17 protein-coding genes are annotated in these 22,189 nt (G+C 64.2%); 6 read left to right on the forward strand and 11 right to left on the reverse strand.

All coding sequences use genetic code 11. The annotated features are described in order from the left end of the window. Window positions 1-293: 293 nt before the first annotated feature. Both ACQ4WP_RS22460 and ACQ4WP_RS22465 read right to left on the reverse strand, forming a co-directional pair. Window positions 294-1,904 (reverse strand): hypothetical protein, encoded by a 1,611-nt coding sequence (locus ACQ4WP_RS22460; RefSeq protein ID WP_436524529.1) that lies wholly within the window; start codon window positions 1,902-1,904, stop codon window positions 294-296. 40 nt (window positions 1,905-1,944) lie between these two features. Beyond that, on the reverse strand, window positions 1,945-2,859 hold the full coding sequence (locus tag ACQ4WP_RS22465; RefSeq protein WP_436524531.1) for a DMT family transporter: 915 nt from the start codon (window positions 2,857-2,859) through the stop codon (window positions 1,945-1,947). Between the two features lie 102 nt (window positions 2,860-2,961). Here ACQ4WP_RS22465 and ACQ4WP_RS22470 point away from each other — a divergent pair, with 102 nt between their 5' ends. From ACQ4WP_RS22470 to ACQ4WP_RS22480, 3 genes are all read left to right on the forward strand, one after another. Then, window positions 2,962-3,750, forward strand: a complete 789-nt coding sequence (locus ACQ4WP_RS22470; RefSeq protein ID WP_436524533.1) for an AraC family transcriptional regulator — start codon at window positions 2,962-2,964, stop codon at window positions 3,748-3,750. A gap of 117 nt (window positions 3,751-3,867) precedes the next feature. Continuing rightward, window positions 3,868-4,467, forward strand: a complete 600-nt coding sequence (locus tag ACQ4WP_RS22475) for a MarC family protein (RefSeq protein WP_070302926.1) — start codon at window positions 3,868-3,870, stop codon at window positions 4,465-4,467. Between the two features lie 31 nt (window positions 4,468-4,498). Next, window positions 4,499-5,044, forward strand: a complete 546-nt coding sequence (locus ACQ4WP_RS22480; RefSeq protein WP_436524535.1) for a DinB family protein — start codon at window positions 4,499-4,501, stop codon at window positions 5,042-5,044. Here ACQ4WP_RS22480 and ACQ4WP_RS22485 read toward each other — a convergent pair. Together ACQ4WP_RS22485 and ACQ4WP_RS22490 are read right to left on the reverse strand one after the other, a co-directional pair. Then, the gene (locus ACQ4WP_RS22485) at window positions 5,009-6,190 is read right to left on the reverse strand and encodes an MFS transporter (protein WP_436524537.1); all 1,182 of its coding nucleotides are present in this window, start codon (window positions 6,188-6,190) and stop codon (window positions 5,009-5,011) included. The genes ACQ4WP_RS22480 and ACQ4WP_RS22485 overlap by 36 nt on opposite strands. Continuing rightward, window positions 6,187-7,368, reverse strand: a complete 1,182-nt coding sequence (locus ACQ4WP_RS22490) for a serine hydrolase domain-containing protein (RefSeq protein WP_436524539.1) — start codon at window positions 7,366-7,368, stop codon at window positions 6,187-6,189. Before ACQ4WP_RS22490 ends, ACQ4WP_RS22485 begins: the two co-directional genes overlap by 4 nt. Window positions 7,369-7,480: 112 nt before the next feature. Here ACQ4WP_RS22490 and ACQ4WP_RS22495 point away from each other — a divergent pair, with 112 nt between their 5' ends. Both ACQ4WP_RS22495 and ACQ4WP_RS22500 read left to right on the forward strand, forming a co-directional pair. Then, a complete protein-coding gene (locus ACQ4WP_RS22495; protein WP_436524541.1) occupies window positions 7,481-8,371 on the forward strand; it encodes a LysR family transcriptional regulator in 891 nt (296 codons plus the stop codon). Window positions 8,372-8,603: 232 nt separating this feature from the next. Next, a complete protein-coding gene (locus ACQ4WP_RS22500) occupies window positions 8,604-10,319 on the forward strand; it encodes a methyl-accepting chemotaxis protein (protein WP_436524543.1) in 1,716 nt (571 codons plus the stop codon). On the opposite strand, the gene ACQ4WP_RS22505 is transcribed toward ACQ4WP_RS22500, so the two are convergent. Genes ACQ4WP_RS22505 through ACQ4WP_RS22520 form a run of 4 tightly spaced genes read right to left on the reverse strand, consistent with a single transcriptional unit; the run spans window position 10,316 to window position 15,601 of the window. Continuing rightward, window positions 10,316-12,421 carry a S9 family peptidase gene (locus ACQ4WP_RS22505; protein ID WP_436524545.1) on the reverse strand — a complete coding sequence of 702 codons (2,106 nt, stop codon included), beginning with the start codon at window positions 12,419-12,421 and terminating at the stop codon, window positions 10,316-10,318. The genes ACQ4WP_RS22500 and ACQ4WP_RS22505 overlap by 4 nt on opposite strands. Then, on the reverse strand, window positions 12,418-14,244 hold the full coding sequence (locus tag ACQ4WP_RS22510; protein WP_436524547.1) for a hypothetical protein: 1,827 nt from the start codon (window positions 14,242-14,244) through the stop codon (window positions 12,418-12,420). Before ACQ4WP_RS22510 ends, ACQ4WP_RS22505 begins: the two co-directional genes overlap by 4 nt. 13 nt (window positions 14,245-14,257) lie before the next feature. Further along, on the reverse strand, window positions 14,258-15,181 hold the full coding sequence (locus ACQ4WP_RS22515) for an ABC transporter ATP-binding protein (protein ID WP_436524549.1): 924 nt from the start codon (window positions 15,179-15,181) through the stop codon (window positions 14,258-14,260). Between the two features lie 9 nt (window positions 15,182-15,190). Next, window positions 15,191-15,601 carry a GntR family transcriptional regulator gene (locus ACQ4WP_RS22520; RefSeq protein ID WP_436524551.1) on the reverse strand — a complete coding sequence of 137 codons (411 nt, stop codon included), beginning with the start codon at window positions 15,599-15,601 and terminating at the stop codon, window positions 15,191-15,193. Between the two features lie 213 nt (window positions 15,602-15,814). Here ACQ4WP_RS22520 and ACQ4WP_RS22525 point away from each other — a divergent pair, with 213 nt between their 5' ends. Beyond that, window positions 15,815-19,153 carry a DEAD/DEAH box helicase gene (locus ACQ4WP_RS22525; protein WP_436524553.1) on the forward strand — a complete coding sequence of 1,113 codons (3,339 nt, stop codon included), beginning with the start codon at window positions 15,815-15,817 and terminating at the stop codon, window positions 19,151-19,153. Here the strand turns inward: ACQ4WP_RS22525 and ACQ4WP_RS22530 are convergent. From ACQ4WP_RS22530 to ACQ4WP_RS22540, 3 genes are all read right to left on the reverse strand, one after another. Next, window positions 19,150-20,550, reverse strand: a complete 1,401-nt coding sequence (locus ACQ4WP_RS22530) for a heavy metal sensor histidine kinase (protein ID WP_436524555.1) — start codon at window positions 20,548-20,550, stop codon at window positions 19,150-19,152. The genes ACQ4WP_RS22525 and ACQ4WP_RS22530 overlap by 4 nt on opposite strands. Further along, complete coding sequence (locus ACQ4WP_RS22535; RefSeq protein ID WP_436524557.1) at window positions 20,547-21,257, reverse strand: heavy metal response regulator transcription factor; 711 nt, start codon at window positions 21,255-21,257, stop codon at window positions 20,547-20,549. Before ACQ4WP_RS22535 ends, ACQ4WP_RS22530 begins: the two co-directional genes overlap by 4 nt. A gap of 66 nt (window positions 21,258-21,323) precedes the next feature. Further along, entirely contained in the window at window positions 21,324-22,022 is a 699-nt protein-coding gene (locus ACQ4WP_RS22540) for a glutathione binding-like protein (RefSeq protein WP_436524559.1), read from the reverse strand. Window positions 22,023-22,189: the final 167 nt, after the last annotated feature.

The raw sequence follows: 22,189 nt of genomic DNA on the forward strand, positions 1-22,189 counted from the left end.
CACAAGCGCCAGATGGGCGGGACAGTTCTTAATTGTTCAGGACAAAATTCGGTCGACGGAGCGTTACTGGCGGCTGGGGGAAGGCGGCCCGCTCATCATCGTCAGGAGTGAAATACAGGGCAACAGGGTTGAGGTTTCCTGTACTTTTAATTTCCTTACTGCAAGATACAGGGAAAAATTACCAGTAGCAACATCCAGCATGGATTTTCACGCTTTGTAACAAGCGGATGATGTTTTTTGCGCAGAACTGGCATTCCGCTGTCGTGCGCGGTCGCGCCGGAATGCCAGGTATGTTAATAGACGGTTTCTTCGATGAGCTGGCCATCGTCGCGGAAAGACTGGTGCAACCCAAGCTTCCTGCCCATATTGTAGGCACCGACCTGACTGGGCATGCCGTTCTTGAAATTCTCGATGCTAACGCCATGCAGCACGCCCTTGTTCCAGTTGCGGTGAAATTGCGGCAGTTCGCCATCGGGATAAAACAGGGTTTCCGCACCATCGCGCTTGCCGTCGGCAAAAATACCCTGGTAACGCCGCTTGCCATCCGGATAAAAACTTTCCATCGTGCCATCGAGCACGCCCAGGCGGTAATGCTCGACCAGCTGCAGCTGACCGCTGGCCGCATACTGCTCCAGCTTGCCATCTGGCTTGCCATCGAGCATGGTCAGCACTTGCCTGCCGCCATCCGGCGTCGCCATCTTCCACGGTCCCTGCTTGACGTCATCGACGTAGTTACCGCCACCGCCAGGCTCCGTCCACTGGCCCTGCTTCTTGCCATTCGCATAGTTGCCCTGCCATTGCACCACGCCATCGATGCGGCGCTCGCTGAGCCCATTCAAGCGGTCTTTCACAAAATGGTCATAACCGGTGAAACTGTGCATGTCCGCTTCGCGCCATTCGGCCACGCCCGGGCTCACTTCCCAACGGCCCGTGCGCTGGCCCTTGAACATCTGTCCCGTGGTGGTTTCATCGCCGCTTGCATACGTCCATGGCCCTTCGGCCTTGTCATCGACAAAGGCGCCAAACGAGCGGATGGTATTCGGCTCTTCGTAGTGCCATACACCGGTACGCTTGCCCTGCGCATACTGACCCCGGGCGAACACGCTGCCCACGCAGCAATTCACGTCGTATTCGATGAATAGCCCATCCTGGCTGGCGGCAAAGCGCTGCGGCTGCGTTTCCCAGGTGATCCACTTGACGTGGTAACTGGGCGCATGGCCCCCTTGCCAGCCCTTGCCCAGCAGATACGTGACGGTGAGGAAATGGCCCTCCTTTTCCTGGAAGGTTTTTTTATAGGCAAACGCGGGCGCTTCCGTTGGCTTGCCAGGTAACAACTCACCATCGATATTGAAATAGCCGACCAGGGTGCCATGCGCATGCTCGATGGCGTCGAATTCGGCCACGCCCGTGGGCGCATACGCGATGCTGTAGTCGATCAGCTGCAGGAATGCCAGCGCCGCGCGCACCCGTGCTTCATCCATGGCGGCGGCGCCGCGCACGATGGCGTCCAGCGCGGGCTGCAAGCTGGCCACCTTGAACATCCTGCCGCCGCTGCGCTCGTAGCGGTAGGCATGCAAGCCGTATTGACCGCCGCTGCGGCTGAGCACCAAGGTGGTTTCGCCTTCGCTGTCGAGGTCCAGCTGGAACACGGCCTCGATGCTAGCCTTGCCGTATTTGTCCAGGTTCATGCGTTTCTCGCTGCCTTCATTACACTGGCAATAGTAGCCGTTGACTTCGCCACTTTCCCGCAGGAAGGCCAGCACCACGCCGCCGTCGCGGCGCTCGACGGCGCTGGCGGTGGCCATGGGAGCGCCTTCATAAAAACGCGCTGCCGCCTGTGCCGGCGCCAGGGTGCCCAGCGCCAGCAGCGCCGCCATCGTGCTCATCCAAAATGTTTGCCGCATGTCAACTCCACTACCGAAAACCGCCATTATGCATGGCTGTTCAGGCAAGACCGGACACCCCAGGACGCTGGCCAAACAGGGGCCGCTGCACCGTCTGCGCCAGCAGCACGCCCAGCAGCGAGATGCCGCCGCCGACCAGGTGATACACGTGCATGCTTTCGTGCAGCCAGACGATGGCCAGCAAGGCCGTCAGCAAGGGCAGCAGATTGACATAGATGCTGCAGCGGTTCGGCCCCAGCAGTTTGACGCCTTCGATCCACAGGTAGGACAGCACGATGGACGAGCCGATGCCCGCATAGCCGATCAAAGGCAAGGTGGTAGCGTCCAGCCTGGCGCTGCCGGGCGGCAGCAGCAGGAACAGCGGCAACATGCACGCCAGGGCTGCCAGCGCCTGGCAATAAATGGCTTGCCAGGCGGGAATGGATAAACGCCAGCGGCGCAGCAGCACGCCGTACAGGGCAAACACCAGGCAGGCCAGCAGCATCAGCGCATCGCCCGCATGCACGCCCTGCTGCAGCAAGGCCAGCACATCGCCGCGCCCCACCAGGTACAGCAAGCCGCCAAACGACAGCACGCCGCCGGCCGCCATGCCGACCGTCAGGCGCTCGCCCAGCAGCAGCACGCTGAGCAAGGCCGTCATCAGGGGCGCCAGCGCCGTGACGATGGCCATATTCGTCGCCGTCGTCGATTCGGCGGCGCGGTAGGATAGGCTCTGGAACAGCGCCATCGACATCACGCCGCACAGCGCCAGCTGCCACCACTGGCGACGGATGGCGGCGCGGTTGCGCCACAGGGGACGCGCGATAAACGGTGTCATCACCAGCAAGACCAGCACCAGGCGGTAAAAAGTGATGGCCGTGGGGGCGATGCTGGACGCGGCCAGCTTGGACACCACGACGTTGCCGGCCCACAGCAGCATGGCCAGAAACGGATACAGATAGGCGCGCACAGGCATGTGTAGCTCCGGGAATAGTTGCGGGGAACCATCATGCCGCAGGCGCGCCGCGCCTTCTCGCGCTAAAATGTCTGCACCTATCGCAAAACTGACCTTATTTTTATGGATTGCACCTCCCCCGCCTTTCAGGAATTGCTGCCCGTCACGGCGCGCGCCATGGCGCTGGCCGTCGACTATGCGCATGGCCACGTGATTTCCGTGCACCGCCACACGCATGCACAGTTGCTGTATGCCATCGAGGGCGTGATGACCATCGAGGCGCAGGGCGGGCGCTGGGTGGTGCCGCCGACGCGCGGCGTGTGGCTGCAACCCGGCATCGCGCACCGGGTGCGCATGAGCGGCGCCGTCAAGATGCGCACCGTCTTCATCGATTGCGCCAGTTCGCCCCTGCTGCCGCGCCACAGCTGCGTGCTCGACATCAGCCCCCTGCTGCGGCAATTGATCGTGGCGGCCGTCGACATCGCGCCCGACTTCACGGAAGGCAGCCGCGACTGGCATCTGCTGCAATTGCTGTTGCACGAACTCGACAGCCTGCCCGTGCTGCCCCTGTATTTACCCTTACCCGTCGATGCGCGCCTGCGCGGCATCTGCGCGCGGCTGATGGCGCAACCGGGCGAACAGCAGACGGTGGCGTACTGGGCGCAGGAACTGGCAATCACCGAGCGCAGCCTGCACCGCTTGTTCCAGAAACAGACGGGCATGCGCTTTGGCCAGTGGCGCCAGCAGGCCCGTTTGCTGCGGGCGCTGGAACAATTGGCGCACGGCAGCAAGGTCATCGACGTGGCCATGGACAATGGCTACACCAGCCAGAGCGCGTTTACCGCCATGTTCAAGAAGCATTTCGGCACCACGCCCACCGCGTTTTATCAGGCAAAAGTCATCGCGGCATAAAAAAATGCTGCTATGCATCAATAATCATGGGCGAGAGTCGCCGCGCTTGTTATCATCGCAAGCCTTATCGCACCGCGCCCATCCTGGCAGCGGTGTTGACCTCATTCTCACGCCACCATGACACAGAATTTCTTCCAGACTTTTATCCTGCTCTTGCTTGTCACCGATCCGTTCGGCAACGTTTCCCTGTTCGTCAATGCCCTGAAACGGGTACCGGTCGAGCGACGCTGGAAAGTCGTGGTGCGCGAGTGCATGATCGCCTTCGGCATCTTGCTGCTGTTTATGTTCTTCGGCCGCCATTTCCTGAACGCCTTGCAATTGTCGGAAGTGGCCCTGCGCATCGGCGGCGGCGTGATCCTGTTCCTGATCGCCATGCGCATGGTGTTTCCGCAGCCCAACGCGGGCAATAGCGACCACGAGATGGGCGGCGAACCGTTCATCGTGCCGCTGGCCATCCCCGCGCTGGCCGGCCCGTCGGCACTGGCGACCGTGCTACTGTTTTCCTCGCATGAAATGAACGAAGTCATCGCCCATGTGGCGGGGCTGACGGCCGTGGCCGTGGTCTGGCTGGCCGTCTTCCTGTGCGCCGAACGCTTGCAGCGGGCGCTGGGTCCCAGGGTCATGACGGCGTTTGAACGGCTGATGGGCTTGATTTTGACGGCGATGGCCATTGAAATGTTGCTCGCTGGCATACGCGCATTTTTGAAATCCGTTTAACATTGTCATTCATCCACTGAAGGAGTCCAGCATGAGCCGTTGCGCCCACCTTTGCCTGATGGCCGATTACAACCAGTGGATGAATGCCAAGGTCTACGCGGCGGCGGCCGGCCTGCCGCCCGGCGAACTGCAACGCGAGCGGGGCGCCTTTTTCGGCTCCCTGCTGGCCACGCTGAACCATGTGATGGTTGGCGACACGCTATGGCTGCAGCGCTACGCGCAGCACCCGGCCGGCTTTCCCCTGCTCGACCCGATCCGCGCCATCACGCCACCCGCTTCGCTCACACACCCTCTATTCGCGGCCGAGGATTTTGCCGCCATGCATGCGCACCGGCTGTGGCTGGACCAGCTCATCATCGACTGGGCCGCCACCCTCCTGGAAGAAGACCTGGACCATTTGCTCGACTACCGCAACAGCAAGGGGCCGAACCGGCGCGAGTTTTTCAGCCTGCTCATGCATTTCTTCAATCACCAGACGCACCACCGGGGCCAGGCCAGCACGCTGCTGTCGCAAGCGGGCGTGGACATCGGCGATACGGATTTACTGTTTCGCATCCCCAACCATATCGGGGACTGACGGCAAGCGGTAGCGCCACGCCTTGAGCAAGATCAAGCCCAGCGCCAGCACACCCAACAGCGCGCCACAGGCCAGCGCCCCCTGCATGCCGTAGCGGGCGATGGCCATGCCACCGGCCAGCGCACCCACTGTCACGCCCAGGTTGATGGCGGCGATATACACGCCGATGGCAAACGCGGGCGCCTCGCGCGCTTCGCTGCTGAGCCACACTTGCGTGACGATCAGCCCGCTCGTGTGCGCCGCGCCCCAGAACAGCAGCAGCACGGCCAGCGCCACCCAGCCGCTGCCGCTGCCCGCATACTGGTACAGCAGCCAATACGCCAGGCCCAGCAGCACGGGCTGCAGCAACACCGTGCGCAGCACGTGCGTGCCCAGCTGGCGCCCCGCAAACAGATTGCCCGCCACGCCGCCCACGCCAAACACCACCAGCGCCAGCCCCGTCTGGCGCGCCGACAAGCCCGCTTCCTGCTGCAGATACGCGGCCGCATACGCATACACGGCAAACATGGCGGCAAACACCAGCACGGCAGCGGCAATATTGAGCCACAGGGCCGGCTTGCGCAGCACGGCCAGCTGGCGGCCATACGCCATCGGCGCCTCGCGCGGCGTATCCGGCAAGAACAGGTACAAACCCAGCGCCGCCAGCGCATTCACCAGCGCGCAGGCAAGGAACGATGCCTCGTAGCCATACTGGGCGGCGATCCACGTCGTCAACGGGATGCCCAGCACCATGCCCATGCTGGTGCCCGTAAACGCATGCGCGCCGGCCCGCGCCGATTGCTGCGGCGGATACAGGGCGACGGCGGCCACCATGGCCAGCGAGAAATACATGGGGTGGAACAGGGCCGGCACGATGCGCAGCGCCAGCAGCAGCTCGAAGCGGGGCGCATACGCCGAGGCCACGCTGGCCAGCGCGAACACCAGCAGGGAGACGACCAGCACGCGCTTGCGGCGCCAGCGCGTGGCCAGCAGCACGAGGAAAGGCCCGCCCACGGCGATCACCAGCGCGAACAGGCTCACCAGCGATCCCGCCTGCGCGGCCGTCACGCCGTAGCGCTGCATGATCATCGGCAGGATGCCCACCACGCCAAACTCGATGCAATACACGCCGAACAGGCCCAGCGCGAGGAAGACGATGGGCTTCATTGCCCTTGCTCCACGCCATACACCGCCTGGCACATTTCCATCACGAACGGACCCGCCATGCCTTCCAGTGCCGTATTCGTGAACGCCACCACGGACAGTTCGCGGGCCGGGTCAACAAACCACGAGTGACCATACGTGCCGCCCATGCGCCACGTGCCCGCCGCTTCCGGCGTGGCGGCCAGTTGCGGATCGGTCAAGACGGTAAACCCCAGGCCGAAGCCCCGTCCGGGCCAGAACGGCAAGTCGAAGCCGCCCGTCTGGCTTGCGCCCATCTGGCGCGCCAGCGCAGGCGCCAACAGGGGCGCGCCGCCCAGGCGCAGGGTTTCCAGCAGGCGCATGAAGTCGGGGGCGGAGCCGACCATGCCGGCGCCGCCGGACGGGTACGCGTGTGCGTCGAAGGCGCGCGCCGGCGACAAGCTAAAACCTGCCATGCCATCGAGAAACGGCAGATGGTCTTCGCCTTCGTCCAGCAAGCGGCGCGGCCGGGACTCCCCCGCTGCGCGGTCTGCATACGCCACGGCCAGGCGCGCCGGATCGGTAGCCAAAAAACCCGTGTCGCGCATGGCCAGCGGCGCCGTCACCAGGGCAGCCACCGCCTGCGCCAGCGGCAATCCCGCCGCCTGCTCGATCACGCCGCCCAGCACATCGGTGGCAATCGAGTACGCCCAGCGCGCGCCCGGCGCATACGCCAGCGGCACGGTGGCCAGGCGGTGCAGGTTGTCTTCCAGGCTGACGGTCGACGCATCCATGCCGTCGGACACGCCCGCCTGCGCATACGCGCCGCCCGGCGGCTGGAAGAAGCTGTAGTCGAGTCCGGCTGTGTGCGTAAGCAGGTGGCGCACGGTCATCGCCGCCACGGCGCCGTCCGGCTGGCGCGGCGCAAAATACGGCAGCCAGCGCGCCACTAGGTCGTTCAGCCCCAGCCGGCCTTGCCCCACCAGCGCCAGCGCGGCCGTCGAAACGATGGGCTTGCTGACGGACGCCAGGCGGAAGACGGCGTCTTCGCGCATGGGCCTGCCCGCTTCGCGGTCCAGGTAGCCGGCCGCGCGGCGGTACACCTCCTGGCCACGCTGGCGCACCAGCACCACGGCGCCCACCAGGCGCTGCTGCTGCAACACGGTGTCCAGCAGGGGATCGATGCGGGCGGACAATGCCGCTGGAGAGAAGTTGTAAATCATGGCGGAACCTTTCAAATGATCAAGCAGCCAAGGTAAGGCAGGTGCGATCAAAGAAAAATGGGCTATAGTTTCTGTTTGTGCGGACGTTGGCATCCGCAATCAAAGGAAAAAAATGGATAACCTGGCGGGATTCACGGCCTTCGTGCAGGCGGCGGAAATGCGCAGCTTCGTGGCGGCAGGCCGGGTGCTGGGTATTTCCGCCTCGGCAGTGGGCAAGAGCATTGCGCGGCTGGAAGCGCGCCTGGGCGTGCGCCTGTTTCACCGCAGCACACGCAGCATCGCGCTGACCAGCGAAGGCACCGTGTTTCTCGAACGCTGCCGGCGCATCCTGGGCGAGATCGAAGCGGCCGAGCGGGAGTTATCCAACAGCAAAAGCGCACCGCAAGGCCGGTTGCGCGTCAGCCTGCCGCTGGTGGGCAGCCTGCTCAACCCCGTGCTGGCCGCGTTCGCGCGCGCCTATCCGCAGGTAGAACTCGATCTCGATTTCAGCGACCGCCGGGTCGACGTGATCGAGGAAGGCTACGACGCCGTCGTGCGCGCGGGCGAAAGCGCCGACAGCCGCCTGATGAGCCGACAGCTGGGCCAGTTCCAGCTGCAGTTGGTGGCCGCGCCCGCCTATCTGGCGCAGCACGGCACGCCCCTGCTGCCGGCCGACCTGGTGCAGCATACTTGTTTGCTGTACAAGTTTCCCAGCAGCGGCAAGGTCGAGGCCTGGCCCCTGCCCGAGTGGCCAGCCCTGCAGGCGGCCGGCTTGCCGGCCCTGCTCAACTGCAACAATGTGGAAACCCTGCTGCACTTTGCCGAAAGCGGCCTGGGCATCGCCGCCCTGCCCGACTTTGCCGTACGCGCGGCACTCGCTGCTGGCCGCTTGCACCCCGTGCTGGACGCGCACCGCCAGCACGCGGGCGCCTTCCGCATCCTGTGGCCCAGCAGCCGCCACCTGACGCCGAAACTGCGCGCCTTCATCGATTTCCTGGCCATCCACGTGTTTGCGGAAAGCTGACGACGCCTGCTGGCGCCGCGCCCGTTGTTTCCACACGACAACTTATTTAATTTGCTAACAATTTTCAAACTTTTCGGGGATTTGATACAAGTTTTTGTATTGCAGTGCGGAATTTTGAGGAACAATTACAGGCTGGCCGCCCTTACGTATTAACCCGTAGTGGCAAGGCATGGCCGTGCCTGGCGCCTGGCCTGTCGACGTTTTTCCTCACTTCCGTACCACGAAAGCAATCATGTCATTCACACAATTCAAAATCGGCACCCGGCTCGGGATCGGGTTTGCTGTCGTCCTCGGCCTGCTGGTGGCCGTCTTGCTCGTCGGCCTGTACTCCATGGGGCAACTGAGCGCACGCACGCACGACATCGTGGCCGACAAGAACGTCAAGATGGCGGCCGCCAATACCATGAGCGACAACGTGCGCAACATTACCCTGGCGATCACCAGCGTGGTGGTGGCGCCGACGGAAGCGCTGGTGCAGGCGGAACTGGCAAAAATCGGCGAAGCGCGCAAGAAATACGGCGCCGCCAAGGAAACCTTGCAAAAGAAAATCTCAACGGACAAGGAAACTGCCCTGATGGCCGACCTGGACGCGGCCCTGAAATCGGGCGCACCACTGAACAACAATGTCATCGAGCTGCGCAATGCGGGCCAGACGGAAGAGGCGATCGCCTTTTTGACGCAGCAGGCGGCACCCAGCCTGAAGATCGTGCTGGGCGCGCTCGACAGCCTGGTTGCCTATGAAGCTCAGCAGGCGGCGCAGGCGGCAACAGACGCCGAAACGCTGAGCGCCAGCGCGCGCACCTCCATGATTGCACTGGGCAGCGTGGCCGTGCTGCTGGGCGCTTTTGTTGCCTGGATCATCACGCGCTCGATCACCCATCCCATCAATGCAGCCGTGGCCGTGGCGGAAACCGTGGCCTCGGGCGATTTGTCGTCGCACATCGTCGTCAACTCCAGCGATGAAACGGGCCGCCTGCTGGGCGCCTTGAAAGCCATGAATACCAGCCTGCTGGGCGTGGTGGCGCAAGTGCGCCACGGCACGGATGCGATCTCCACGGCATCGGGCGAAATTGCCGCCGGCAACCTCGACCTGTCGTCACGCACGGAAGAGCAAGCCAGTTCGCTGGAAGAAACAGCGTCGGCCATGGAAGAACTGACCTCGACCGTGAAACAGAACGCGGACAATGCGCGCCAGGCGAACCAGCTGGCAAAAAGCGCATCGGAAGTGGCCGTGCGCGGCGGCAGCATCGTCGCGCAAGTGGTCGACACCATGGGCACCATCAATGCGTCGTCGAAGAAAATCGTCGACATCATCGGCGTCATCGATGGCATCGCCTTCCAGACGAATATCCTGGCCTTGAACGCGGCCGTGGAAGCGGCGCGCGCCGGCGAACAGGGACGCGGCTTTGCCGTGGTGGCAACAGAGGTGCGCAACCTGGCGCACCGCTCGGCTTCGGCCGCCAAGGAAATCAAGGAACTCATCGCCGCCTCCGTCGCCAACGTGGACACAGGTTCGCGCCTCGTCAATGAAGCGGGCCAGACCATGGGCGACATCGTCGACAGCATCGTGCGCGTAACCGACATCATGGGCGAAATCACCTCTGCCACGCACGAGCAGACCATCGGCATCGAGCAGATCAACATGGCCATTGCCCAGATGGATGAAGTGACGCAGCAAAACGCGGCCCTGGTGGAAGAAGCGGCGGCCGCCTCGCAAAGCATGCAGGAACAGGCAGGCGAGCTGGCGCACGTGGTGGGCTTCTTTAAAACCGGCAACGCCGTTGCCGCATCTCAACCCGCAGTCAAGCTGGCCGCCGCCCGCAGCAGCATCCCGGCGCCAGCACCAGCGCGCCCCGTGGCCCGCAAGGCAGCCGTGCGCCAGGCCGTGGCCGCCGCACCGGCACGCCGCAGCAATGCTGGCGCCGAAAGCGAGTGGGAAGAGTTTTAAGGGACTTTAATGGGCTTTAAGGGGGCGTCCCGCCCCGGCACGGCGAACAGGGCTGGCAAAGCCCGGTTCGCCTTCAGCGTTTGCCGCAAGTAGGTCTCCAATTGCGCTCCCGGTGCAGCTGGCGCCGGGCCGCCAAGATGCTGCTGCAGCAATTGTTCTAGCAGATACACCGCAGCCTGACGATACAGGGGCAGGCGCGGATTGTGCCCCTCTTCAGGATCGACCAGCAGACTGACGGACTTGCCGGACAGCTGTAAACGGGCCACATAATCGGTCACCGATGTGATCTGCACCGTGCTATCCCTGGCGCCAGCCATGATCAGCAGCGACTTGCTGACCTGGTCCGTGTGACGTACGGGGGCGGCGGCCTCCAGCGTCCACATGGCAGCGCCATCCTGCAAGTCCACGCCCAGATCCTGTAAACGCAGCGGTAATGCCGGGTCGCCACCCGGCGCGCTGGCGATGGTGCGCAGGGTGCGCGCGAAGTCCGCCGACGGCGCGATGGCCATGCCGAACTGAAACAGCCTGGGCGTGTGGGTCAGCGCCAGCAAGGTCGCATAGCCGCCAAAGGAATGGCCGGCAATGGCCAGGCGCTGCCGGTTGCCCACCCCTTGGCGCAGCAGCCAGCGCACGCCATCAACGATGTCGGCCTGCACGCGGCCGTTACCCAGGTCGCCACCGGCCGCCGTCATGTAATGCAGGCCATAACCGACGGAAGCGCGAAAATTCGGCTGGAACACGGCGACACCGCGGTTCGCCAGCAATTGGACCAGTGGTGCGTAAGCGGCGTTGCTCCGTTCCCACGGCCCGCCATGGACCAAGGTCAGCAGCGGCATCGACGCCGCCACCTTTCCGGGCGGCAAGGTCAAATATCCATGGACGAGCACACCGTCTGACGCCCGGTAATGGATGGCGCTGGTCTGCGCCAGCTGGCCTGGAGGCAAAGGCTGGCCAGCCGCGCGCTGCGCCTGCAGGATTTCGCGCGTGCTGCGCCGGACACTGTCGTACAGCCAATAACGGTCCTGGCTCAGGCGTGATCCGCTCTCGGTCAGCAACAGTGTCGCCCCGCCTCGCGCCGCTTCGATGAAGACGCCACCCTGGCCGAATTGCCGGTCGATATCCACCACGGCGCGGCGCGCCAAGCGTGTCAGCCCGGCATGGTGCAGCATGGGCGATTCGAACAGGGCAAACAGCGGCGTACCCTGGTCCGCATCACTGATCACCCGACGGATATCCGCCAGGGCGGCGTGGTCGGCATGCACGACGCGACGCTTGCCTTGCGCCAAATCAATCTCCACCAGCACGCTGCGGTCGCCATGTTGCGCCATGAGCATGCTCAGCCGGGAAGCATCAGGCGCAGCAGCCACCAGCGTGCAGTCATCCACGCGCTGGCAACGCAACACCTCTTGCCAGCCCGCAGCCTGGCGACGCGCGATGCTGCGCATGCCGTCGCTGGCGACGGTCATGGCAAAGCCCAAGCGACCCGTGGCGTCCAGCAGGAAGCCGGAGAGTTGTTCGCCCTGGTACAACAACTCGCGTTGACCTTGTGTATCCATGCGCTCCAGGCGATAAGCGCCGCTGGCCGCATGGTAGCTTGACATCAGCACATGGCGTGCGTGAGCGGCGTCTGCGGGGAACAAACGATGCTCGGCCCTGCCGTCGAAGGCGGCCAGCTTGTAGCTGGTGCCGTCGACGACGGATACAAGCGACACGCCGTCCTGCATGACCAGGAACAGCGTGCTGCTGTCGCCGGACCAGAACAAGGCCACCTGCCCAGGTAACGTCAGCAGGCGCCTGGTCACTTGCGTGCGGGTGTCGAGCACATGCAGGCTGGCTTTTGCCCCCTCACCATCCAGATACGCTACCGACGCCCCGTCCGGCGACAGGCGTACCGCATGCAGACGCGGGCGACGCTCGAAGGCATCGCTGGGAATGCGCGGCGCAGGCGGCAGCGCGGCATTGCGTGCCAGCAATGGCGCCAACGTCAAGGTCCCAGTCACGGCACCGGGCGCCGCCAGGGCCTGCTCCAGAGTCAAGCCAGCCGCCAGGGCCACGACAGCGCGCCAGAGACAGTACCGGTGGCCCAGGCCCAGGCCCATCATGTGGTCAACGCAGCGGCAAGCGGGCGCGCCTGCGGTACTGGCGAGCGCGGATGCAGGATCAGCAGCGTCAGCAGGCAGGGCGGCCCCAGCAGCGCGCAGGCCAGCAGCCAGATGCGCGGCACATCGGCGGCACGCCGCCAGTACCACGCGCCCATTACGCTGAGCAAAGCGGCCAGCAGTGCGGCGCTCCAGACGGCAGCCGGACGGGTGGCATGCCGGGCATCGTCCTCGGTCAAATCCGGCACGGCGCCATCGGCATACATCCGCTGCGGCAGATTGACGAGCGCATGCAGCACGGGTGAGAGCCACCAGTCGGCGTATTCGAACAGCAGGGGAAAATCGTGGTCGATGGCGCGCGTGGCGACCGGCTGCGCACGGCCGCTGGCGTCGATGAACAGCAACGCTTGCGTACTGCCTGGCACGCCTGACTGCATGGCGCGTCCACCAGTGATGGAAACCAGCGTACCGTCGAGCAATGGCGCAATGTCAACGCGCTCCAGGTTGCTCAGCGGAACAGGCAATGGCAGGCGGAACACTTCCATATCGGCAGCACCGCGTTGCGCCGCCGCGACAGGCGCATAGGCGAGCAGGTGACCATTGCTGAGCACATACACCCGTTCGCCGATTTTCTTCGGTGCCGCAACGGCTTGTTCGCCGGCCGGCAAGAGCGCCTGCAGCCGTAGCGCATGGCCAGCCGGGTCGAATACCAGCACCATGTTGCCGGTGAGCACATTTCCGGCAAATACGGGTACGCCGGGAAACGCCTGCAAGTCGCCCAGTCCATGCAGCCCCAGCTGATTGACGAGGGCGCCCGTGCGCATGTCGTGCACGTCGAAACGCATGCTGCCGTGATTGAAGGTCAGGCGCTGCTGCAGATCGCTCAGTTCGGCCTGCGGCGGTACGTTCTGGTTCGACAATTGCTGTCGCACGGCATAGCGCGTGATCGTCGCTTGCAAGGTTCCCACTTCGAGCAAAGGCAACTGGCGCCGCCACAGCGGCGCACGCTCATCCTGGGCGCCGGCCAGGCCGGCCAGCATCAGGCTGCGGCCATCGGCGCGGCTCACGTCCGCGTAGCCGCCAGCCGGCGGCATGGCCATCGTCTGCGGATGCTGGCCCAGGCCAATCTGGGCGATGTGAAAGACCGCCAACGTCCCCCACAGCAACAGACAATACATGCCCACTACCAGGGGCACCGCCTGCGCCAGCGTGGCGGTGCGACCGCCGGTAGGCGGCATGCGACTGGGCGTGAAACTGGCGTGCGCGTTCCACATCAACAACACTGCGCAAGGCAGCGTCGCCAGCAGCAGGCTGACCGCGCTGGCCGCGTGCATCAGCATCAGATAGGGTAGCAGGACAAGCAGGAAGGCACAGCGCAGGCGGCTGATCATGATGGCGGCGCCGCACAACCAGGCAATCAGCGTCATCATCGCCAGGTAAGGCACGGCCAGGTAGTGGCGCATGTCGGCCGTGCGCGGCGACAGAAAATCAGTACCCAGCACGGTCAGCAGCAGCGGCAGGCCGATGGCCAGGGCGATCAGCGTGGCCGACGCCAGCATCAACCCTGCCAGGATGGCGCCGGGAGCCAGTGGCCGGTGCAGCAGCCACAGCCAGCGGCTGGGCTGGCGATAGCTGCCGATCTGATGCAGCGCAAGACCCAGACCTGCCAGCATGCACACGGCCAGGATGACCAGTTGCATGGGCCAGCCTTGCTGGAAGATGCTGCCGAGGCGGGCCAGGAAGAGTTGCAGCAGTACATGGACGGCAGCAAAGATCAGGGTGGCCCGCAAGTAGCGGCGGCACTCACTCAGGTACAGGTCGCGCATCAAAAAGTCTTTCTCAGGCCGCGTGCAGCGTGGGGTTAGTAGAGGAAATATGGCCGCGCGCCAGCAAGGCATTGATGGCGCGGTCCAGGCTGACGGGCATGTTGTGCACGCTGCGCGCACCCAGCAGGCGCAGGCGCGCGGCAAATTCCGCTCCCTGGTCCAGCACCATGAAGTGGCTCAGGCCGTCGATATGTTCGGTATGCAAGATGCCGGGCAGCCCGCTCGTATCGGGTGGCAGGAAGGGAAACTCGGCCACCCACAGCAGCACCCGCTCACACAGCACGTCCGGTGCGCAAACCTGCAACAAACGTCCGCGCTCGAGAATGATCAGCTGGTCGGCCACGCGCTCGATTTCTTCCATCTGGTGCGAGCAATAAATAATGGTCATGCCATCGCTATAGCTGCTTTCCATCATGGCTCCCAGGAACAGGCGCTTAGCCACCACATCGAGGCCCAGCGTGGGTTCGTCGAGGATCAGCAGTTCGGGACTTTGCCCCAGCGCCAGGGCCAGGTTCACGCCGGCACGTTCGCCACGTGACAGCTGCGCGATGCGTTGGCCAGGCAGTACATTGAAGTTGCGCAACACGCAGCAATAGCGTGCCTCATTCCAGCCCGGATACAGGCGACGTTGCATGGCCGTCAGTTCATCGATCGTCAGCCACAGGGGCAAAGTGTGCTCCTCGTTGACATAGCCGATGCGTCCACGCAAGTCCGGCGTCAGCCGGGCGCAGTCACAACCGAGGATACGGGCACTGCCTCCGGTAGCCGCCTCGAAGCCCAGCAGCACGCGGAACAGCGAGGACTTGCCAGCGCCATTCGCGCCGACGATGGCATGGATGCCGCCGCGCGCCACGCTCAGGCTGAGCTGGTCGAGTGCATGCTTGCCCTTGAAGCGCAGCGATAACTTGTCGGTCTGCAAGATGGGTTCAGTCGTCATCGGGCGCTCTCAAGCGGTCTTCTTGGGAGCGCACAATGCCAGTTCGCCCGCTACCCGCTCCAGCACCACGCCAGCGGGATAGTCGAGCGCGATGACGTCGCCGACGAAGCGGGTCAAGGCCTCGTCCAGACGCCGTGCGCGTTCCTCTTCGGACAGGCGCTGGCGCGGTGCAGCCACGAACAAGCCCAGGCCCGCGCGCGCATCGAGCCAGCCCTCCGCCGTCAGTTCGCTGTAAGCCTTGGCGACCGTGTTCGGATTAATGCCCAGCTGCAAGGCCAGGCCACGGACACTGGGCAAGTTCGCGCCCGGCGTCAACTCGCCACTGGCGATCAGGCGCCGTACGCCGTCAACGATCTGACGGTGGATGGGACGCGGATCGCCTGTAGCGATCTGTAGCATCAAGGGACTGCGACGGTTCATGGCATGGCTCCACTGTACTATTACAGACAGTACAGTAACAGTGAAAATGACAAGCTGTCAACGATAAAGAGACGTAGGAAGTTGCCGTCCGGCTTCATTCCAGCGACAGGCCAACTTTTTTTGCGGCAAAGCCCGCGCAATAGGCGAAAGTGCAAAACGTGCAGCGCGCATACGCTTTACAATCCTCGCTCGCTTTACAAAATATTGGTCATCATGAATCAGGCAGAACAGCAGCGCCTCCTGGCTATCCTGGAGTATTGGCACAAGATCGAATTCTTTATCCCGTTTGACCTGAATCAAATCACGGACGTTGAAGACCAGTCCACCGTGCGTCTCCTGCACCGCGAACAGCTGGCGCAATTGCCGCTGCAGTTCGCCACGCAATGGCAAGTACCGTCCGACCGCGAAATCGACGGCTTTTCGCTGTTCCTCGGCGTGTTCGACAAGGCCGAAATCAACAAGGCTTGCCCGCCAGCCAGCGGACCGGAAAACATCGCCGAAACAGAAAAAACGGAACTGGCCGGACGCTCGTGCTTTGCCCGCCTGTCCCTGAATGCGCTGGGCGAGCCGCAGTTCGATCCCGTGTCCGTCTCGACCTTGCCGTGGGCGCTGGGCCGCGCCCGCACGCCGGACTGGTCCGGCCTGAGCCTGGATGCCTTCAGCGACAGCCAGCTGGCGCTGCAAGACAGCTTGCGCAACTTCGCCGCTGCCCGCGTCCCGCAGCAAGTGACGGACGAAGCGGGCAATGTCTCGGCGCCCCTGTCCGGCATGGAAATCGCGGCCCTGGCCGACCTGCTGCGCGACTGGGCCGGTTTCCACCCGTCCGCAGGCCAGCCGCTGGCCGTGCTCGAATTGCGCACGCGCAAGAAACGCGCCGCCGTGGAAGAGGCGGACCTGGCTGACGCCAGCCAGAACCGCAGCCTGAACTTTGGCGACGCGGTGGAGCCAAGCATCGATATCCTCAACAGTTTTTACCTCGATGACCTGGAACAGATCATTCGCGCCTTGCGCGGCGGCAAGCTGCCCGCGACTGTCGCCGCCTACCTGACGCCGCTGGCGCAGGACGAGCGCATCGACCTGTACAGCCCGGCCGGACGCCAGGCGCTGGCCGCCATGCTCAATCCGGCCAATATGAACCGCGGACACTGGCTGGAGGACGCCAGCTACGCCATGAGCCTGATGCAGCAGTTCGCCATCCACGGCGCGCGCACGGGCTTGAGCGAGCGGGGCATCTTTTCCGTCAACGGTCCGCCCGGCACGGGCAAGACGACCTTGTTGCGCGAATTGTTCGCCGACAACATCGTGCGCCGCGCCAGCGTACTGTCCTGCCTGGACCGCGCCGGCGACGCCTTCATCGGCAAGGTGGCCGTGGCCTTCGAGGGCGTGCGCGACCCGATCACCATCGCCCGCTTGCGCCCGGAACTGACGGGCTTTGAAATGGTCGTCGCCTCGTCCAACAATGCGGCGGTGGAAAACATTTCCGGCGACTTGCCGAAACCCAAACAGCTGGGCAAGGAATGGGCGCGCACGCGTTACTTTGAAAGCGTCGCGCGCAGGGTAGTGGCCGATGGCAATGGCGCCAACCGCGCCTTGAGCGATGCTGAGGCGCCATGGGGCTTGATGTCCTGTGCGCTGGGCAATAGCGCCAACCGCCGCCGCTTCGTCAGTAATTTTTATGACGACGATTGGGACAAGAGCACGGCGCGCAAGACGCCGAACGCGCAAAATATCCGCCAGTGGCTGTCCAGCTACCAGGGCGTCAGCTTCGCCCAGGCGGCGCGCGAGTTTCGCGAGACGGAACACCTGGTGGAAAAGACCCTGGCCGAGCATGCCCAGTACGCAGCCCTGTGGCAAGCCGTGGGCACTTGCACGGAAAACGACTTCATCCAGGCCAGCCAGCAAACGCTGATTGCTGCCGAGCAAGAGATGGATGCGGCGAATGGCGCCCTGTCCGCCGCGCTGGCGCAGCAGGACACCCTGCTCGCCAGCAAAAAGGAATTGCTGGAAGAAGAACGCCTGGTGGCGCTGACGCAGCCCGGCTTTTTCGCCCGCTTGTTACGCACGGCACCGGCGCGCGCCTACAAGGACGCCGTCGTCGCCAACGCCGAAGCGCAGCGCCAGGCCGCGCGCGACGTATCCGCCATCAAGCTGCTGCTGAAAGGCGAGCTGGAGCCGCGCTGCGAGCGCGCCCGCAACAGCCTGCACATCGCCCTGCGCACGGCGCAGTCGCGCCAGCGCGAATGGGATGACAGCACGGAACTGCTGCGCCGCGCGCGCATGCGTTTCCCGACCATTATCGCGCCGGCGACCCTGGACGAGCTGGACGGGGACGCGCTGCAGATAGCCGGCCTGTGGCATGAACCGGCCCTGGCGCGCCTGCGCTCGCGCCTGTTCGCCAAGGCCCTGGCCCTGCACGAAGCGTGGCTGGCGGAAGTAGCAAAAAAAGGCGGACCCGGCTTTGGCGGCAACTTGCTGGCTGTGTCGAAATTGCTGAAAAACAAGCGCGCCTATGACCAGTCGCATATCGCCATGGTGTGGCAAAGCCTGTTCATGGTGGTGCCTGTCGTGTCGACCACGTTTGCCTCGTTCGCGCGCCAGTTCCAGGGCATGGGCCCTGAATCGCTGGGCTGGCTGTTCATCGACGAGGCGGGACAAGCTCCACCACAAGCGGCGCTGGGCAGCCTGTGGCGCGCCAAGCGTGCCGTCGTCGTGGGCGACCCGCTGCAGATCGAACCCGTATTCACGGTACCGGTCCGCCTCGTGCAAACCTTGTCGGCCCTGTCGCCACACACGCAAGATGGCAGTTACGCACCAACCTCCGTTTCCGTGCAGACCCTGGCCGACAAGGCCAACCGCTACGGCGCGACTGTCGGCGCCAATAGCGCACAGCCGCTGTGGATAGGCAGCCCCTTGCGCGTGCACCGCCGCTGCGTGGAACCGATGTTCTCGCTGGTCAACAGCATCGCCTACGAAGACAAGATGGTCTACGGCTTAACTGACCGCACGCCGCCGGCCGGCGCACGGGGCCTCACGCGGGGCCCCAGCCGCTGGATCGACGCCACCGGCCCCGTCAGCTACAAGCAGGTGGTGCCCGTGCAGCTCGATTTCGTGCTGGAAGTGCTGCTGAAACTGTATCGCCGCGACGGCAAGCTGCCCGACATGTATGTGATTACGCCGTTCAAGGCCGTGCGCAAAGAATTGCGCGCGCGCATCGTCGATATGGACTGGGACCGCCGCCTAGGCTACGGCAAGGCGCCGACGGCGCGTGAATTGCGCCAGTGGAGCAGCCAGATGGTGGGCACCGTGCACACCTTCCAGGGCAAGGAGCAAAGCGTGGTGATGCTGATTCTCGGCGCCGACGACAGCACGGCCGGCGCCGCGCAATGGGCGGCCAGTACGCCGAACCTGCTCAACGTGGCCCTGACGCGCGCGCAACACTATGTGTACATCGTCGGCAACCCGCTGCTGTGGGGACAGTTGCCGCACTTTGCACCCGCCTGCGCGCAGTTGGCGCATACGGGCATGCATGAGTTTCTTGTCGAAATGGGCTAAACGGGGAAAACGAGGGTAAACGTCGTGGCGGCCGCGTCGGACGCGACCGTCGCGCTGCCGCCATGCAATTGCATGATGGCCGTGACGATGGCCAGCCCCAGGCCCGTGGAGGCGGCCGAGTCGCTGCGGGCCGGATCGGCGCGATAGAAGCGCTCGAACAGGTGCGGCAAGTGGCGCCCGGGGATGGCGGGGCCGAGGTTGCTCACGCTCAATTCCACGCCCTCGTTTGTCGTGTGCGAACGCAGCAAAATCGTGCTGCCTGGCGCCGCGTGGCGGATGGCGTTCGACAGCAAATTGCCCAGCGCGCGGCGCAGCAGTTGCGGCTCGGCCGTCACTGCGCCGCTGCCGTGGCAAGCCAGCGCCAGCCCTCGCTCTTCGGCCAGGCCTTCAAAGAAATCGGCCAGGCGCAAGAACTCGTCCTGCACGGGCAAGGCTTGCTTAATCAGGATCATCTCATCCTGCTGCGCGCGCGCCAAAAACAGCATGCTGTCGATCATGCGCGACAGCCGTTCCAGCTCTTCCACATTCGACGACACCAGCTGTTCATAGTCCTGCGCACTGCGGGGACGGGCCAGCATGACCTGGCTTTGCCCCAGCAAATTGGTGACGGGCGTGCGGAATTCATGCGCCAGGTCGGCGGAAAACTGCGACAGCCGCGCATAGCCTTCCTGCAAGCGGGCCAGCATGGCGTTGAGCGCCTGGATCAAAGGCAAGAGTTCCGTCGGCGCGCCGCGCGCCTCCAGTTGCTGCTCCAGCTTGCCGGGCCGCACGAGGGCCGCGTGCGCGGCGATATTGCGCAGCGGTCGCAATCCCCGCCGCAACATCACGCTGGCCAGAATCGCCGCCACCAGCGCGCTGACGGCCACCGACACGACGATCTGCCAGCGGTAGGCGGCAAACATGGCCGTGCGGTCGCCGTAGACACGGGCGACGGCAATATCAGCCATCTGCGCGGGCTCGCCGATGCGCGCGCTGGCCGCCACGACTCTGGCCGGATAGCCGTCGCGGCTGGTCCAGCTGACGATGGCGCTGTCCGTCACGGGCGCATCGACGGCCACGGGAACAGCATGCGCCACCGTCTCGCCGTTCGGATTGACATCGATCAAACGCGTGCCATCGGCGCGCACGATGCGAACCAAGGAATTTTCTTGCCCGCTCATGGTGTCGCGGAAATACTGGGGCCGCTCGCGGATGATGTCCAGGGTGCCCGCATTGCCCAGCAGCTGCTGGATCTGGCGCAATTTTCCCAGCAACAAAATGTCGTCGCGGCGCTCGATTTCCGCCACGAATGAACGGTACAGATGCATGCCCAGCCCTGCCGACACGAGCGCCACGATCAGCACGAAGACGAGCGTGACGCGCAGCGTCAGCGAACGGCGCAGTTGCGCCAGCTTCATGTGGCGGCGCCATGGTCGGGAGCCAGCGGCACGCGCAATTCGCAGACATAGCCCATGCCCCGCAAGGTGTGGATCAGCTTGGGTTCGAACGGGTCGTCGAGCTTGCTGCGCAGGCGGCGGATGGCCGCGTCGATGACGTTGGTGTCGCTCTCGAAATGGATGTCCCACACTTGCGAAGCGATGATGGAGCGCGACAAGACCTCGCCCTGGCGCCGCGCCAATAAATGCAGCAAGCCGAATTCCTTGGCCGTCAGGGTGATGCGCTGGCCTTGCCGGCTGACCTTGCGTTTCATCACATCGATTTCCATGTCGCCGATGCGGATCACGTCATCTTCACGCGGTGGCCCGCGCCGCAGCAGGGTGCGGATGCGCGCCACCAGCTCGGCAAACGCGAACGGTTTCACCAGGTAATCGTCGGCGCCCAGTTCCAGCCCTTTGACGCGGTCCTGCACTTCGTCGCGCGCCGTCAGGAAGATCACGGGCACGTCCGCGCCGCCTTCCTGCAGGCGCAGCGCGCGCAAGACTTGCCAACCATCCATGATGGGCAGCATCACGTCGAGCACGATCAAATCGGGCGTGTCGCTACTGGCCAGGTGCAGGCCGTCGCGGCCGTTGCGCGCCAGGCTGACCGTAAAGCCGGACTCGGCCAGGCCGCGCAGCAAATAATCGCCCGTCTTCGGTTCGTCTTCGATTACCAGGATGCGCATGGCGGCTTTCTTCATAGGAATGCCCTATTCTACGCCCGCAAACCGGCTGCGAAGATGACAAAAATATCAGCCGACGGTTTTCGCCGTCTGGCCGAACAGCACGCTTTTCGCATCGCCGCTGACGGTGGGCTGCACATTGATTTCGGTCGCGCGGGCATACGCGCGCACGGTGGCCGGGCGGGCGGCAATGGCTACAAACCAGCGCGCCAGGTGCGGGAAATCTTCCAGCTTCTGGCGCTGGCGTTGGTGCGGCACGATCCACGGGTAGATCGCCATGTCGGCGATGGTATAGGTATCGCCGGCCACGAAGGCACGGTCTGCCAGGCGCTTGTTCAGCACGCCATACAGGCGGTTCGTTTCGTTGACGTAGCGCGTGATCGCGTACTCGATGGGCTCGGGCGCATATTGCACGAAATGGTGGTTCTGCCCGGCCATGGGGCCAAGGCCGCCCATTTGCCAGAACAGCCACTGCATGACTTCGGCGCGGCCGCGCACGTCCGCCGGCAGGAATTGCCCGCTTTTCTCGGCCAGGTATTGCAAAATCGCGCCCGATTCGAACAGGGACAAGGGCGCGCCGCCATCTTCCGGCGCCTGGTCGACGATGGCGGGAATGCGGTTGTTCGGCGCGATGGCGAGAAACTCGGGCTTGAACTGCTCGCCCTTGCCGATATGCACGGGAATGATGTTGTAGGGGATGCCTGCTTCTTCCAGGAACATCGTCACCTTGTGCCCGTTGGGCGTGGTCCAGTAATACAGGTCGATCATCGTGGTCTTTCCAGGTAGATAAGTAGGGCAGGCGAACTTGGCCTAACTATTGTCGCGCCGCAACTGATATGCATGGATATAATGCCACGTAAGCGAAAAACAAGACGGCGCCCAAGCAAGGCAAGCATTCACTAGCGCCGTCACGCAGGCATCCCGACATTCCAGAG

It is taken from the genome of Janthinobacterium lyxosi, from assembly GCF_051380665.1.
Lineage (GTDB): Bacteria > Pseudomonadota > Gammaproteobacteria > Burkholderiales > Burkholderiaceae_D > Janthinobacterium.